The sequence below is a fragment of the Micromonospora sp. R77 genome (assembly GCF_022747945.1).
In the GTDB taxonomy this organism is placed as follows: Bacteria; Actinomycetota; Actinomycetes; order Mycobacteriales; family Micromonosporaceae; genus Micromonospora.
The window spans coordinates 3,365,944-3,381,266 of the sequence record NZ_JALDST010000001.1 but is presented as its reverse complement, the minus strand read 5'-3'; the positions used below and the strand labels follow the sequence as shown (position 1 = coordinate 3,381,266).

Genomic DNA, 15,323 nt, shown 5'->3' with positions numbered 1-15,323 from the left:
TGGTCAGCGGGTGGTCACCGCATCTCGCGCCGGGGACGGGGAGACCGGCGCCTCCACGTCGGAGGCCGGCGGAGTCGGGCTGGCCGGTCGGGCGATGAGAACGCCGACCAGGAGCAGGGCGACAGCCAGCAGCACGCTGCCTGCGGTGAGGGCCGCGCTGACCCGTTCGGTCATGGCGGCAGGAGCGGCTCCCCCTGCCGGTACCGCGGCCGTGCCGACAGCGGTGAGGATGCCCAGTCCGAGCGCGCTGCCGAGTTGGTGGGCGGTGTTGACCACACCGGAGGCGGCACCGGCGTCGCCGCTCCGTACACCGGCGAGACCGGCGCTGGTCATCGGGGCGAATGCCAGGCCCTGACCGACGCCGATGAGAACCATCGGTAGCGCGATCGCGGTGAGGTAGTCGCCGTCCGCGCCGACCCGGCTGAGCCACGCCATGCCGACCAGGGTGAGCGCCACACCCGTGGCGAGCACCGGAGTCGACCCGAATCGGGTGACCAGTCGGGAGACCAGCAGGGCGATGCCGAAGTTGACCACGGACATCGGCAGGAAGGCCAGCCCGGCCTGGAAGGGGGTGAAGCCCCAGACGCCCTGCAGCAGCTGGGTGATGAAGAAGAAGAACCCGATCATCGCCCCGAGGTAGAGCATCCGGACCAGGTAGGCGCCGTTGCGGCGCCGGTCGGCGAACAGTCGCAGCGGCATGATCGGCTGCTCGGCGCGTGCCTCGTTGGCCACGAGCACGACCAGCAGGAGGACACCGAGCAGGAACGCGGCGAGAGTGGTGGGCGTGGTCCAACCGGTCTCGGCGGCCCCGATGACGCCGAAGACCAAGGCACCGACGCCGAGAGTGGCGCAGCCGGCGCCGATGAGGTCGAACCGGCCGGGCCGGGTCTCGGTTTCGGCGACGTAGCGGCGGGCGGCGACCAGCATGGCGATGCCGATAGGCACGTTGAGATAGAAGCCGGCCCGCCAGGACACCCAGTCGGCCAGCACCCCGCCGACCACCAGGCCGAGGCTGGCGCCGATGCCGGCCACCGCGCTGTACGCGGCCACGGCCCGGTTGCGGGCGGGCCCGGCCGGGAAGTTGGCGGTCAGCAGCGCGAGTGACGACGGGGCGAGAATCGCGGCACCGACGCCCTGCAGGGCCCGGGCGGCCACCAGCCACCACCCGGTCGGCGCGGCGCCCACCAGCAACGACGCCACGGAGAACAGCACCAGGCTCAGCGTGAACATCCGCCGCCGACCGACCAGGTCACCGGCGCGCGCGCCGAGCAGCAGCAGGCCGCCGAACACGAGGGTGTAGGCGTCCTGCACCCAGGTCAGGCCAGCCGGGGAGAAGCCGAAGGCGGCCTGGATGCTCGGGAGCCCGGTGAAGATGATCGAGTTGTCCAGGATGACCATGAAGTAGCTGACGCAGATGATCGCCAGAATGGCCGTCGGGTGCACCGGCCCGGACGGGGCCGGTGCGCTGGCGGAACGAGGTGTGGCCACGACTCTCCTTGATGCGGTTTGCGGTTGTCTGCGCTGTCCAGGCAACCGCGCTGGGATGGGGCCGGGGAGTTCCTGCTCTTCCGGGTGCCGGCGGTACCTCCCACGGCCGCAGCGGCCCGTCCGAGGGCGAGCTGGGGTGGCAATGTTCTGATCACGTCACCGGCTGCCGCGTCAGCGGTGGTCGAACTGCTCGATGTCACCGGTCACCAGGCGCGGCTCCCGGTCCAGCGGCAGGGTCGCCCGGTCGTGCACCGCGTCCAGGCTGTCCGGGGTGTCCGGATCGGTCGTGGCGAAGAGGGTGTCCCAGTCCACGGGTGTCGACCCCTCGACGGCGAACAGCTCGAAGGTCTTGCCGACCGCGGCGTCGCTGAGCAGGCTCCGAACCAGCACGTCCGCGGTCTGCTCACGACTGACCGAACCGGACCCGGTGTCGCCCTGCCGCAGGAGGAGACCGCCGCCACGTCGGGGCTGGTACCAGCCTGGACGCACGATCGTGTACGGCAGCTTGCTGGCGCGCAGCAGCCGCTCGGAACGCCGCTTCCAGTCCAGCAGTCCCTGGTAGCCGCCGTTGTCGGGCCGGGTGACGTTGATCGATGTCATCAATGCGACCCGGACCGGCCGCCTCCGGAGTGCGCGCAGGACGTTTACGACGCCGCCGTAGTCGACGCGCTGGAATACCTCGTCGTCGCCGTAGCTGTTCGCACCGTGGGTGAAGATCACCGCGTCGACGCCGACGACGGCGTCCGTCAGGGTGTCCGCATCGGTGAGGTCCGCGACCACGATCTCGACATCGGGTAGGACCGCACGGGCCCGGTCGGCGTCGCGGACCAGGGCGCGCACGGTGAACCCTTGGCGGGCCGCGGCAGCCACGACGTGGCGGCCGGTCTGGCCGGTGGCGCCGACGACCAGCACGGTGCTCACCTGGGACTGGACCATGAGGTTCTCCTTCAGCCGGTGGCTGGCGGCGATCGGCGTCGGGGTGCTCGGGCCGACCGCCGCTGCCGTCCGGGGCGGGGGTCAGAGCTTGACGAGAACCTTGAGGGCTTCGCGTCGGTCCATGGCGCGGTACCCGTCCGGCACTCCGTCGAGGTCGACGGTGCGGTCGAAGACCTTGCCCGGTTCGATCTTTCCGTCGAGGACGTCGGGAAGCAGTTCGTCGAGGTAGGCGCGGGCCGGAGCGGGGCCGCCGGTGAGGGTGATGTTGCCGCCGAACAGGCTGGCGAAGCCGATCGGGGCCTGCTCGTACTGCGGGACGCCGACCCGGCTGATCACGCCGCCGGCCCGTACCACCCCGACGGCCTGCTCGTAGGCGGGCAGGTGCCCGACCGCCTCCAGTACCACGTGGGTGCCTTGGCCGCCGGTCAGGTCACGGACCTGCGCGATGCCCTCCTCGCCGCGCTCGGCGACGACATCGGTCGCGCCGAACTCCCGACCCAGATCGGTACGCGTCTTGTGGCGGCCCATCAGGATGATCCGCTCGGCGCCCAGGCGCTTGGCCGACAGGACCGCGAGCAGGCCGACCGCTCCGTCACCGATCACGGTGACGGTGGTACGCGGGGTGACACCGCCGTTGACCGCAGCATGATGGCCGGTGCCGAAAACATCCGAGAGCGTCAGCAGCGAGGGAATGAGCGCCGAATCCGCACCGACGGGCAGCTTGACCAGCGTGCCGTCGGCCAGCGGCACGCGGACCGCCTCGCCCTGGCCGCCGTCGACGTCGCCGGTGGCCCAGAACCCGCCGTGCAGGCAGGAGGTGTGCAGACCTTCCCGGCAGAACCCACAGGTGCCGTCGGAGTAGGCGAACGGCGCGACGACCAGGTCGCCCGTGCGGACCGTGGTGACGTCGGACCCGGTGTCCTCGACGACCCCGATGAACTCGTGCCCGATGCGCGCCGGCCCGTCCGCGGGAGACTTGGAGCGGTAGGGGTGCAGGTCGCTGCCGCAGATGCACGCGGTGGTGACCCGCACCAGGGCGTCGGTCGGCTGCTTCAGGACAGGGTCCGGAACCTGTTCGACCCGGACGTCACCGACGCCGTAGATCAGAGTTGCTCGCATGGGTTCCTTCCCTTCGGACCGTGACGTTCACGGCGTTCGCGCGCTTGCCCCTCCGACAGAACTCCCTTTCCCCGGCGCGTGGGAGTGGCTGTCGTTCCAGGTAACGCCAGTACCTCCCACGCCCGCCGAGGCGGACGTACGGTCGGGTCATGGCTGGTCCGACCGACATCCGCGCCCAGGTCCGCGACTTCCTGGTGAGCCGTCGCAACCGGCTCACCCCGGAAGCAGCCGGCCTGCCGATCTACGGCGGGAACCGGCGGGTCCCGGGACTACGTCGCGAGGAGGTCGCCCTGCTCAGCGGCCTGTCCGTGGACTACTACGTGCGTCTTGAGCGCGGCAACCTCGCTGGCGCCTCCGAATCGGTGCTCGAGGCCCTCGCCCGCGCCCTGCACCTCGACGACGCCGAACGCGCCCACCTCTACGACCTCGCCCGCGCGTCGGGCCCTCAGCGCCATCGCCCGAGGAGCACCACGACGGTACGGCCGACGATCCTGCGCGTCCTCGACGCCATGACCGACGTTCCGGCGTACGTCCGCAACGGCCGGTTCGACATCCTGGGCGCCAACCAGCTGGGCCGGGCGCTGTATGCGCCGGTGTTCGACTCGCCGCTGTTCGCCCAGCGCGGACCGGTCAACACCGCCCGGTTCATGTTCCTCGACCCGAACGCCACCGACTTCTGGCCAGACTGGGACAAAGGCGCCAACGACGCCGTCGCCTTCCTACGCTCGGAAGCCGGCCGCTCCCCCCACGACCGGGTCCTCACCGACCTCATCGGCGAGCTCACCACCCGCAGCACAGAGTTCTCGGTCCGCTGGGCCCGGCACGACGTGAAGTTCCACCGCACCGGCATCAAGCGGCTCCGGCACCCGGTCGTCGGTGAGCTCAACCTGCCGTACGAGGCGCTGGAGCTCGCCGCGGACCCGGGGCTGCGCCTCAACGTCTACACCCCCGAGCCGGACTCCCCCGAGCAGCAGGCACTCGACCTGCTCGCCAGTTGGACAACCGAACTCCACGAGAGCCCCCTGGTCCGTCGGCCCGAATGAGCCGAACGAACGGCCGCCGCGGAAACCTGGACATCCGGACCCGTTTGCCGGTCCGGCTTGCTGCGCCGATCGCCGGCCAGGCCTCGACCGAGTATCGGGTGATGCTCGGTGCGGCGCGGTCCGGCTGATCGACGAGGTCATCCCGGCACAAGGCAACAAGTAGCCGGCGACAGAAGGGTAAGACCCATGGAACGTCGACCGCTGGGACGCACCGGCGTCCAGGTCAGCAAGCTATGCCTCGGCACCATGATGTTCGGCGACTGGGGCACCAAGGATCACGACGAAAGCATCAAGATCATCCATCGGGCGCTCGACGCCGGGATCAATGTCGTCGACACGGCCGACGTCTACTCCCAGGGCGAGTCCGAGGTCATCGTCGGCAAGGCACTCAAGGGCCGCCGCGACGACATCGTGCTCGCGACGAAGTTCTTCATGCCGTTCGACGACGACCCCAACCACCGCGGCGGCTCCCGCCGCTGGATCATGACAGCGGTCGAGAACTCGCTGCGTCGGCTCGGCACCGACCACATCGACCTGTACCAGATGCACCGGTACGACCCCGACGTCGACCTCGACGAGACCCTCGGTGCGCTCACCGACCTGGTCCGTGCCGGCAAGGTCCGCTACATCGGCCACTCCACCTTCCCGGCCTCCGCCCTCGTCGACGCCCAGTACGTTGCTCGGGAGCATGGTCGGGAACGCTTCGTCACCGAGCAACCCACCTACTCGATCCTCACCCGCAACATCGAGAACGAGATCCTGCCGCTGACCCAGCGGTACGGCATGGGTGTGCTCTCCTACAGCCCCCTCGCCGGCGGCTGGTTGTCCGGCCGCTACCGCAAGGGCACCGACACCACCGGCCCGGCATCCGTCGCCCGGCAGCGGCTGGCGAACCGGTTCGACCTGTCCCTGCCGGAGAACCAGCGCAAACTCGACACCGCCGACGCCCTCCGCGAACTCGCCGACGAGGCCGGGATCACCCTGATCGAGCTGGCCATCGCATTCGTCCTACGCCACCCCGGGATCACCTCGGCGATCATCGGCCCGCGCACCATGGACCACCTCGAGTCTCAACTCGCCGCCGCCGACGTCGAACTCACCGACGACGTGCTCGACCGCATCGACCAGATCGTCGCGCCCGGCGTCACCCTCAACCCCGCCGACAACGGCTGGCTCAGCCCGTCCCTGCAACCCTCAGCCCGCCGCCGATGAAAGAGGCCCCAGCAGTGATCACACGAAGTGGAACGTTCGCGCCCGCCACCGGGCCGGAGGAGAACTTCACCGGCGACGTCCTCGTCCAGCCCCTGTTCGTCGAAGCGGAGACAGCGCCGTACACCGGCGCCTATGTCACCTTCCAGCCCGGGGCACGCTCGGCCTGGCACACCCACCCCGCCGGGCAGCGACTGGTCGTCACCGATGGGATCGGCCGTACCCAGCAGTGGGGCGGACCGGTCGAAGAAATTCGCGCCGGTGACGTCCTCTGGTGCCCGCCCGGGGTCAAGCACTGGCACGGCGCCTCCCCGAACTCGGCGATGACCCACATCGCCCTCACCGGTGTCCACGACGGCCAAGGCGTCCAGTGGCTGGAAAAGGTCACCGACGAGCAGTACGACGCACCGGTACCCACCTGATCCAGGCACGCATGTCCACAAGGAGAACAACATGGCCGACACACCGCTGTCGACTCTGAACAACGGCGTCGAGATGCCCGTACTCGGGTTCGGCGTCTTCCAGACCCCACCAGAGGAAACCCGCTCCGCCGTCGACGCCGCCCTCCGGGCCGGTTACCGGCACATCGACACGGCAGCCGCCTACGGCAACGAACGCGAGGTCGGCGAAGCCATCGCCAACTCCGGCATCGGCCGCCCCGAGGTGTTCATCGAAACGAAAATCTGGATCAGCGACTACGGCTACGACCAGACCCTGCACGGCTTCGACAAGAGCGCCCGCAAGCTCGGCGTCGACCAGATCGACCTGCTCATCCTGCACCAGGCGCTACCGACGGAGTTCGACAGGACCCTGCAGGCGTACCGCGCCCTTGAGACGCTGCTGGCCGACGGCAAGGTCCGCGCCATCGGCGTCAGCAACTTCATGGTCGATCACCTGACCGCGCTCCTGGATCAGGCCACGGTCATCCCCGCGGTCAACCAGATCGAGGTGCACCCGTACTTCACCCAGCACGAGGTCCAGGCGTTCGGCGCGCGGCAGGGCATCCTCACCCAGGCATGGTCGCCGATCGGCGGCATCACCTTCTACCGCGACGGCGAACACACCAGCACCCTGCAGGACCCAGTGATCCGTGAAATCGCACAGGCCCACGGAAAGACTCCCGCACAGGTGATGCTGCGCTGGCACGTGCAGCAGGGCCGCTCGGCGATCCCCAAGTCAACGAAGCCCGCACGCATCGCCGAAAACTTCGACATCTTCGACTTCGAACTCACGGACGCGCAACTCGACGCCATCGACGGCCTCGACACCGGCCGCCGTGGCGGCCCCGAGCCGGCCGACATCACCCTGGCAAACTTCGGCAGGCCGATCCCCGAAGCCTGATCCGCCCCGGCTCTTGCGACGAGTCCACTCAGGATCTTGAGAGATGGCCATTCGACTGCGGATCAGCACGTTCCGAGCCAGAGCCTGACCATGTCGAAGGCCACCTGGCTGATCTTCAGCAAGCGACCACAGCCGCCCCCGCCTGCGACCGGCACACGCAGACATCAAAAGAAGATCAGCAGGTCATCGACCTACGGAAATGGGCGGATCTGCGTCTTAGGAACCGATGCTCTATCCCCTGAGCTACGAGGGCGCGAGGGCCTAGTCTGGCCACCTGGGGGTTCACCTGGGGTGGCAGGGAGTGGCCCGCGTTCACCCACGTTCACCGAACCGCCGTTCTCCCGGCCCAGGATCACACCCCTGGTCTCCAGGTGAACCAGGTTGATCTTGGCGGGCAGGGCGGTATGGCCGGCGCGATGGAGCCGCGTCGGCGGAGAGCGGCCTGGTTCAGGCGGCGGTGCAGGCGCCCATCCACGGAACGTGGCGCAGTCGACGGCGAAAGCGACGAGACAGTTCGCGACCACCACCCTCGTCCTGGCCGGGTCGCCAGCCACGCACCGGTGCGTAACGGCGGTGTCGCCGACGCCCACCGCCCGGCCACATGTAGTGACCGGGCGCTGCGGCGCGGTGGATCAGGCGTTGTGGGAGGAGCGGCTGCCGGCCTTGGCCAGGCCGCGGCTGACCATGTAGCCGATGGTCAGCATGGTGATGTAGAGCCAGGCGCGGTCGGCGCGGAAGAAGTCACCGCTGGTGCCGTTGTCGCCGTTGCCGTTGCCGTCGACCACGAGAGAGGCGATGAGAACACCGAGGACGATGACCACGTACGCGATGAACTCGGTGGTCTTGAAGGCCGGCTTCGTTTCGCTGTGGACGCGACGCCGCTCGGTGGCGTTGATGTCGCGCTGGCTGGTTGAGACGGGGGACGAAGTCATGAACAGCTCCTGATTGTCGGGGTGCGCGCAGGGTGGGGGACGCCCAGGTCTGCTTCTCCTGGCGCGCATGCAAAGGGCTCGAGATCGAGAAGGGTCAGATCACGGGATTCCGGGTGACCCACTGGGAGGCGCCAACGTCGCCGTGCGCGGCGGACTGGCGCAGTGATGAGGTGCCCCACCGCGATCTCCGCAAACACGGCACAGGGGTCCATCCGTCGCCCCTGCCCGCACGGGGCCTCCATCCCCCGCCGAGCGTGCCTCGGTCGCACTGGCTCGCAATCGCCGCGATCGGCCTCGGGCGGCCCAGCGGTCGGTTCAGACTGAGGACGACCTGGCAGGCGAGTCGGCCGGAACTGCGGGCGGGAAGGGAGCGCACCGCGACATCGGGTTCGGCGAGTCCAGCCGGCGGGCCGTGACCTGACGCGGGAACAGCGGGAGCTATCGATGAGCGACATCAGCCTTGACGCTGACCGGCAACGGGGCAGTGACTACGCCGACCTGTCCCGCCAGGTCCGCGCCGCGGGTCTACTCGGCCGGCGGCGCGGCTACTACGCGGCGCGGATCGGCCTCGTCGCCGGGTCCTTCGGCGGGCTGTGGATCCTGTTCGCCCGGCTGGGTGAGTCGTGGTGGCAACTCGGCGTCGCGGTGGCCCTCGCGGTGGTCTTCGCCCAGGCCGGGTTCATCGGCCACGACGCGGGACACCGCCAGATCGCGCGTTCACGCCGGGCCAACGACCTGATCGGCCTCATCCACGGCAACCTCGTGACTGGGCTCAGCTACGGCTGGTGGATGGACAAGCACAACCGGCACCACGCCCACCCGAACACCGAGGGCAAGGGCCCCGACATCACCGTGGCGCCCCTGGCCTTCACCGCCGACCAGGCGCGCCGCCGGCGTGGCTTCGGCGCACTCGTGACGCGTCATCAGGCGTACCTGTTCTTCCCGCTGCTCCTGCTGGAGGCCCTGCACCTGCACGCCAACAGCGTGCGGGCCGTCCTCGGCCCGCGCCGGATCGCCCGGCGGCCCGCCGAAGCCGGACTACTGGCCCTGCACATCGGCGGTTACCTCGCCGCCGTGTTCCTGGTCCTGAGCCCCGCGCAGGCGGTCGCCTTCATCCTCGTCAACCAGGGCGTGCTCGGCGTGTACCTCGGCTGCTCCTTCGCCCCGAACCACAAAGGCATGCCGATCCTCGGCGCCGACGAGACCGTCGACTACCTCCGGCGGCAGGTCCTCACGTCCCGCAACGTCCGCGGTGGGCGGTTCGTCGACGTGGCGCTCGGCGGCCTGAACTACCAGATCGAACACCATCTTTTCCCGAACATGCCGTGCCCCAACCTGCGGCGCGCCCGCCCGCTGATCCGGCGGTTCTGCGCCGAGCACGACATCGACTACCACGAAACCGGCCTGGGCCGCTCCTGGGCGGAGGCGCTACGCCACCTGCACGACGTCGGAGCCGTCGACCAACGATCGAAGATCGCCGTGCGCTGAATGTGGCCGCCTTCGGTCTCCCAGCCGGCGACGTTCGTCGCCGTCCCGCACAGGTGGGACATAGCCGATATTTGTGACACTTGGTCCGGTTGGTCCATAAGATCGCTCAGGGCTTCCTCGCCACCCGGCCCGGCCCGCGTTCCCTGCCGCAGGTCTCTCGCTGGCGGTGAGGACCCGGTCGACAGACGGGAGTTCGATGGCGACCGACCGAGCAGTAGGGCTGGCCCGGGAGAGCGAGGGACCTCAACGGGCCACCCTGCTGGAACTGTTTCTCGATCTGGTCTTCGTCGCCGCGCTCGCCCTGACGTCCCGAACCCTGGCGCAGCATCTCGACCGGGTCGGAGCCTTCCAGTCGGTGGTGCTGCTGTTGGCGATCTGGTGGGTCTGGTCGGCCACCGCGCTGGTCACCGACCTCTACCACGCGCAGGGCCCTCCCATCTTCGTCATGACGCTCTGGGTCATGCTCGGAACCCTCCTGATGGCGGGCACGCTGCCCGACGCCTTCTCCGACCGTGCTTCGGTGTTCGCGGGCGCCTATGTGGCGATCCACCTGGGACGTGGCATCCTCCTCGTCGCCACGCTGAGAAACCGGGCGGCGCTCCTGCACCCCAGCCGGTTCGTCTTCTGGTTCCTCGTGTCCGCCGTACCGTGGCTCGCCGGTGGTCTCGCGACCGGCTCGGCGCGGGGCCTGCTGTGGACCGCGGCGCTCGCCATCGACTACGGATCGGCCTGGCTCCGCTACCCGACGCCTCGACTGGGTCGCATACCGACCTCCGAGTACACCGTGGCGGCCGACCACCTGGCGGAGCGGTACCAGCAGTTCTTCACCCTCGCCCTCGGCGATCTCATCCTGCTCACCACCCTGACCTACGCCGACAACGAGACGACACTCGGCCGCACAGCGGCGCTCCTGCTGGCCTTCGCCGCGACCGTGCTGCTGTGGCAGATCTACGTCCACCGCGCCGGCGCCCTGCTGAAGGCCACCATCGAATCCTCCCGGGACCCGAGCAGGTTCGTCCGGTCCGCACCCAACACCCACCTACTCATGGTGGCCGGCGTCGTCGCCGCCTCCGCCGGCTTCGAAGTCGTCATCGCCCACCCCACCGACCACACCGAACCGTGGCTGGCCGGCATCATGCTCGGCGGCCCCGCATTGTTCCTGGCCGGGCGAGTCCGCTTCGAGTACGAGGTGTTCAGCCGCGTGTCACGGACGCGGCTGGTCGCGCTGCTCATGCTGCTCGTCGCCGGCCCCGCTCTGCTGCTCGCACCCGCACTGGTGGCCGGGCTCACCGCCGTCCTCGTCCTGGCAGGAGTCGCTGTCGCGGACGCCGTGCGGGCCCGCGGAGGCCCACCCGAGCAACCACGCCCCTCCATGTAGCGCCGAGCGCGCGGGACCACCATGCGGCAAACCCCATCCGTCCCCTCCGGTGCCGCGCGCCGGCTCGAGTTGGAGACGGAGAACTGGCGGTCACCGCGGTCGGGAGTGGGACGTTCGAGGCGTACCGCATGTTTGTGTCGATCCGGACGCGGGTACTGGTCGGTAAGCGCGGCACCGTCCGTGACGGTGACGCCAGCGCTCACCGGTAGGTCACCCGGACATCCGTGATCACAAAGCGTTCTTCCGAGGACCCTCGGCAGTCATCGCGCTCGCCGGTGATGGTCAGGCATCCACCCCGACGGCGGCGAACCCGCGGGCCCTCACCCTCAGCGCACCACGATCACAGGAGTAGTTGATGACCTCGTCATCCAGCACGACCACCCGGTACGACAACAATCTCACCGAACCCCGTCGCGGCAGCGACGAGACCAAGCCGGCCTTCAAGACCACCGAGTTCATCGCCTACGTGGCCATGGTGCTCGGCGTGCTGATCGCCTCTCTCGTGGTGGACGGCAACGGCAACGGCGACAACGGCGCGGGTGGCGACTACTTCCGCGCCGACCGCGCCTGGCTCTATGTCGTCATGCTCACCATCGGTTACCTGGTGAGTCGCGGCCTGGCCAAGTCCGGTAGCCGCGCCGCGCACAACGGCTGATCCCCTCGCACCACGCCGCCACCCGGTCACCGCTTGAGCGGACCGGGTGGCGGTTCGCGTCACCGTCGGACGGCAACGGGTCCGGTGTCCGTACCGTGCTGCCGGCAGAAGGCCGAGGCGCGGGCGGCGACGTCGCCGCCGGCTGTCGTGACCGCGTTGTGTGCCGCGTGCGCCACCTCACCGCAGGAGCCGTCGGGCACCAGCGCCGCAGCCTGCCGTAGCCAGGCCCTCGGCACGATCGAGTCGTACTCTCCGCGCAGGAGCAGAGCGGGTGCCGGCACCAGCGGCAACCGTTGCTCCATCCGGTGGCGTACGCAGTGCCGCAGCGTGCCCAGCACCCGTCGGGGTCCGGCATCCCGGATGTCGGCGACGAGGGTGGAGAGCTGGCGCGGATCCTCGACGGTCAGGTCGCGCAGCAGGCGTCGGACCTGCCCGCCGACGGTCGCCGCCGCAGGGTCCGCGGTGGGGCCGACCAGGACGAGGGACGCGGTCAGATCCGGTCGCCGGATCGCCAGCTCGACCGCGACCTGGCAGCCGAACGAGTTCGCGACCAGACGGGCGCCGGCCAGACCTTCGGCATCCATCCAGGTGGCGAGCACCGTCGCGTGCTCCGTCGCGTCCAGGACCCGCGGCGGCTTCGGCGACAGCCCGAAGCCGGTCAGGTCCGGTACGTGGACCGGGCCTCCGGTCAACGCGACAGCGGTGGGCATCAGGTAGCGGTGCGACACCGCCAAGCCGTGCACCAGCACCCACGGCGGACCACCCTCGTCCGCTCCCGCCCGGACCCGGACGTGCAGCCACGACCGACCGACCCGGGCCCGGTGGCTGACGAATCCCCGCGCCGGCCTCGGAGCGGCATGCACCAAGCGCCGCTCGGCCGGGCTCATCAGCGCTCTTCGCAAGAAGGCCACCGTCCCTCCGTCGAGACCTCATGATCGCCGATCGCCGAACCACCGGCGGGACGACCGGCTCAGCGAACCTCGTCGGTGAGGCTCCGGTGCAGGCTGGCCAGGGACCTGGCGATCAGCCGGGAGACGTGCATCTGGGAGAGGCCGACCCGTTCGGCGATCTGGGCCTGGGTCAGGTTGCCGTAGAAGCGCATCATCAGGATCTTGCGGTCCCGGTCAGGCAGGGCGGCCATCGCGGGGGTGAGCGAGACGCGCAGGTCGACCAGTTCGTAGTCGCCCTCGTCGACCCCGAGGGTGTCACCGAGTTCGCTGGTGGAATCAGGGCCGAGCGGGGTGGACAACGAGGTGGTCCGGTACGCGCGGGCCCCCTCCATCCCCTCCAGGACGTCCTCCTCGGTGACGCCCAGATACACGGCGATGTCAGCGATCCTGGGGGAACGTCCCAGGGTGTGGGTCAGGGTGCTGTTCGCCGCGCTGATCGCCAGCCGGAGTTCCTGGAGACGACGCGGCACCCGGACCGCCCAGCTGCGGTCCCGGAAGTGCCGCTTGAGCTCCCCGATGATGGTTGGAATGGCGTACGCCGTGAAGGGGACGCCCCGGGCAGGGTCGAAGTGGTCGACCGCCTTGACCAGGCCGACCATGGCGGTCTGGGTCAGGTCGTCGACGTGCTCGCCGCGGCCGGCGTAGCGCTTGGCCAGGTGGTTGGCCAACGACAGCCAGGCCTCGACCGCCCGTTCCCGCAGCGCCGCCCGGCAGGGATCACCGATCGGCATCGCGGCCAACTGCCGCAGCAGGTCGTCGCCGTCGGCCGCACCATGGCGGTTCCGCTTCGCCGGCCGGTCGCCGACCGTCACGGGCGGCACGACGCGCGTCATGACGGGGTGCCTCTCACCACGGTGAGCGGTTGCTGGTCCGCACTCCGGGCGGGCACCTCGTCGGTCGGTTCGACCGAGGAGGCGGCCGGCGGTGGTGCGGCCGGGTCGGCATGCCGCCCGGCCTGCTCGGCCGCCCGCTCGTCCTGGGCTCGCTCGTCGTCGGTGGCGGTGGTGCCGGGAGGCGTTCGATCGGGGGTGGGTTCCCCACCGGGGTGGTGGACCAGGTAGCGAACGGCGGTGTTGAGTACGGCGAGCAGCGGAACGGCGACCAGGCCGCCGACGATGCCCGCGACGACGACGCCGGTGGCGATCGCGAGGATCACGGCGAGCGGGTGCAGGGCCACCGCCCGCCCCATGATCAGCGGCTGGAGGAGGTGTCCCTCGACCTGTTGGACGGCGATGACGACGCCGAGGATGATCAGCGCGCTGAGCGGTCCCTGGGTCACCAACGCGACGAGGACGGCGACCACGCCGGTGACGGTGGCGCCGACGACCGGGATGAAGGCGCCGAGGAAGACCAGCGCGGCCAGCGGCAGCGCGAGGGGTACGCCCAGCACCGCGAGGCCGATGCCGATGCCGACGGCGTCGACGAGGGCCACCAGGACGGTGGCGCGTACGTAGGACACCAGGGTGTGCCAGGAGTAGTGCCCGGCACGAGCGGCCGGCAGCCGCGCCGCGCGAGGAAGCAGGCGGCAGATGAAGGCCCAGATCTTCCCGCCGTCGCGGAGAAAGAAGAACAGGGTGAACAGGACGAGGAAGAACCCGGCGGCGAGCTCGCCGAGGGTGGCCGCAGTGCTCAGCGCGCCGGAGGTGAGGGCCGCCTGATTGTCGGTGATCGACGCCTGGAGGCGGTCGACGGCACCGTCGAGTTGCGTCTGGGACAGGTGCAGGGGCCCCTGCGCCAACCACCCCTGGACCTGGTCGACCCCTTCCCCGACCTGGGTGCTGAGGTCGTCCAGTTGGGAGATGAAGGTCCGGACGATCAGCGTCAGGCCACCGAAGACGACCGTCAGTCCGGTGACGAGGACCAGCACGGCGGCCAGGGAACGGTTCACGCCCCGCCGGCGCAGCGCCGCGGCCAGCGGCTCGAAGAGGGCCGCCAGGAGCAGGGCGACCGCGACCGGGATCACCACCACCCGCAGCAGTTCGACGACCCGCACGAGCAGGTACGCCGCCGCGACGAACAGGATGATCCGCCACGCCCAGGCGCCCGCCGTGCGTACGCCTGGGGGAAGCCCGTCGTCGACGGTGGGTGCCCGCTCCTGCGCCGGGACCGGCGCGGTCGTGTCGCCGATCGGCGGACCGCTGGTGAACGCCGGCGGTTCCCATCTCCGCCGCATCGGGACGAGACGACTTCGTGCCCGCCGCCGGGCGGTTTCGATCCAGGTGGTGCCGGGTTCCGGAACGGTGGGAGGTGTCTCTTTCATCGAAAATCCTCTATATAAGTGGGTCGCCCCAGGTGCGCTTGCAGGCGGGGAAGGGAACGCGGCCGGTGCCGGGGGTTGCCGAAGGTGGGTCAGTCGATGTCGCCGAGGGCGGGCGGATCCTCCGGCCGCGCGGCGGCGTGCGGCATCCAGTAGCCGGACGGCGGCAGGTCGCCGCGCATCGTCACCAACTTCCCCACGCCCGTCATCTCCAGCAGCCGCCGGGTGTGGGGCCCGGGGCGGCACACGATCAGCGCCGTGTCGGCGGTGAGGGCGAGGTGCGCCCGGGCGAGGAAGTTGAGCAGCGTCGAGGAGGCGAAGGTTACGTCGGCCAGATCCACGACGACCTCGGACGGCGCCACGGCGGACAGCCGGTCGACCACGCCCGCCAATGCCGGGTCGGCGTCCATGTCGATCTCACCCGCCAGGCACACCAGGGCGGCAGGAGGTCGCGGGGCGGTCAGCACGTTGATGACGAAATGGTCACCGGATACCTGGACCATCAGTCCCACCTCGGCACGAGTCAC

The 15,323-nt window shown here is 70.0% G+C and carries 15 protein-coding genes; 7 read left to right on the top strand and 8 right to left on the bottom strand.

The window, feature by feature from the left end:
• Positions 1-3: 3 nt before the first annotated feature.
• From MRQ36_RS15870 to MRQ36_RS15860, 3 genes are all read right to left on the bottom strand, one after another.
• On the bottom strand, positions 4-1,488 hold the full coding sequence (locus MRQ36_RS15870; protein WP_242796361.1) for an MFS transporter: 1,485 nt from the start codon (positions 1,486-1,488) through the stop codon (positions 4-6).
• A gap of 171 nt (positions 1,489-1,659) precedes the next feature.
• Positions 1,660-2,424 carry an SDR family oxidoreductase gene (locus MRQ36_RS15865; RefSeq protein WP_242796359.1) on the bottom strand — a complete coding sequence of 255 codons (765 nt, stop codon included), beginning with the start codon at positions 2,422-2,424 and terminating at the stop codon, positions 1,660-1,662.
• A gap of 81 nt (positions 2,425-2,505) precedes the next feature.
• Positions 2,506-3,543 carry a zinc-dependent alcohol dehydrogenase family protein gene (locus MRQ36_RS15860; protein WP_242796357.1) on the bottom strand — a complete coding sequence of 346 codons (1,038 nt, stop codon included), beginning with the start codon at positions 3,541-3,543 and terminating at the stop codon, positions 2,506-2,508.
• Positions 3,544-3,692: 149 nt separating this feature from the next.
• Here MRQ36_RS15860 and MRQ36_RS15855 point away from each other — a divergent pair, with 149 nt between their 5' ends.
• The 4 genes from MRQ36_RS15855 to MRQ36_RS15840 all read left to right on the top strand — a co-directional run bounded on the left by MRQ36_RS15855 (position 3,693) and on the right by MRQ36_RS15840 (position 7,136).
• On the top strand, positions 3,693-4,586 hold the full coding sequence (locus tag MRQ36_RS15855) for a helix-turn-helix transcriptional regulator (RefSeq protein WP_242796355.1): 894 nt from the start codon (positions 3,693-3,695) through the stop codon (positions 4,584-4,586).
• Between the two features lie 186 nt (positions 4,587-4,772).
• Positions 4,773-5,798 carry an aldo/keto reductase gene (locus MRQ36_RS15850; protein ID WP_242796354.1) on the top strand — a complete coding sequence of 342 codons (1,026 nt, stop codon included), beginning with the start codon at positions 4,773-4,775 and terminating at the stop codon, positions 5,796-5,798.
• A 14-nt stretch (positions 5,799-5,812) separates the two neighbouring features.
• Positions 5,813-6,217 carry a cupin domain-containing protein gene (locus tag MRQ36_RS15845; RefSeq protein WP_242796353.1) on the top strand — a complete coding sequence of 135 codons (405 nt, stop codon included), beginning with the start codon at positions 5,813-5,815 and terminating at the stop codon, positions 6,215-6,217.
• Positions 6,218-6,248: 31 nt separating this feature from the next.
• Positions 6,249-7,136 (top strand): aldo/keto reductase, encoded by an 888-nt coding sequence (locus MRQ36_RS15840; RefSeq protein WP_242796352.1) that lies wholly within the window; start codon positions 6,249-6,251, stop codon positions 7,134-7,136.
• 632 nt (positions 7,137-7,768) lie between these two features.
• Here the strand turns inward: MRQ36_RS15840 and MRQ36_RS15835 are convergent.
• Positions 7,769-8,068 carry a hypothetical protein gene (locus MRQ36_RS15835; protein ID WP_242796351.1) on the bottom strand — a complete coding sequence of 100 codons (300 nt, stop codon included), beginning with the start codon at positions 8,066-8,068 and terminating at the stop codon, positions 7,769-7,771.
• Positions 8,069-8,512: 444 nt separating this feature from the next.
• On the opposite strand from MRQ36_RS15835, the gene MRQ36_RS15830 reads away from it, so the two are divergent.
• From MRQ36_RS15830 to MRQ36_RS15820, 3 genes are all read left to right on the top strand, one after another.
• On the top strand, positions 8,513-9,556 hold the full coding sequence (locus MRQ36_RS15830) for an acyl-CoA desaturase (protein WP_242796350.1): 1,044 nt from the start codon (positions 8,513-8,515) through the stop codon (positions 9,554-9,556).
• Between the two features lie 196 nt (positions 9,557-9,752).
• Positions 9,753-10,934, top strand: coding sequence for a low temperature requirement protein A (locus MRQ36_RS15825; RefSeq protein ID WP_242796349.1), 1,182 nt, complete (start codon positions 9,753-9,755; stop codon positions 10,932-10,934).
• A 355-nt stretch (positions 10,935-11,289) separates the two neighbouring features.
• The gene (locus MRQ36_RS15820; RefSeq protein WP_242796347.1) at positions 11,290-11,589 is read left to right on the top strand and encodes a hypothetical protein; all 300 of its coding nucleotides are present in this window, start codon (positions 11,290-11,292) and stop codon (positions 11,587-11,589) included.
• A gap of 59 nt (positions 11,590-11,648) precedes the next feature.
• Here the strand turns inward: MRQ36_RS15820 and MRQ36_RS15815 are convergent, their stop codons facing one another.
• From MRQ36_RS15815 to MRQ36_RS15800, 4 genes are all read right to left on the bottom strand, one after another.
• Entirely contained in the window at positions 11,649-12,476 is an 828-nt protein-coding gene (locus MRQ36_RS15815; protein WP_242796345.1) for an alpha/beta fold hydrolase, read from the bottom strand.
• Between the two features lie 83 nt (positions 12,477-12,559).
• Positions 12,560-13,372 (bottom strand): SigB/SigF/SigG family RNA polymerase sigma factor, encoded by an 813-nt coding sequence (locus MRQ36_RS15810; RefSeq protein ID WP_374250244.1) that lies wholly within the window; start codon positions 13,370-13,372, stop codon positions 12,560-12,562.
• Positions 13,369-14,712 carry an AI-2E family transporter gene (locus MRQ36_RS15805; RefSeq protein ID WP_242796343.1) on the bottom strand — a complete coding sequence of 448 codons (1,344 nt, stop codon included), beginning with the start codon at positions 14,710-14,712 and terminating at the stop codon, positions 13,369-13,371. Before MRQ36_RS15805 ends, MRQ36_RS15810 begins: the two co-directional genes overlap by 4 nt.
• 176 nt (positions 14,713-14,888) lie before the next feature.
• The gene (locus MRQ36_RS15800) at positions 14,889-15,299 is read right to left on the bottom strand and encodes an STAS domain-containing protein (protein WP_242796341.1); all 411 of its coding nucleotides are present in this window, start codon (positions 15,297-15,299) and stop codon (positions 14,889-14,891) included.
• Positions 15,300-15,323 lie beyond the last annotated feature (24 nt).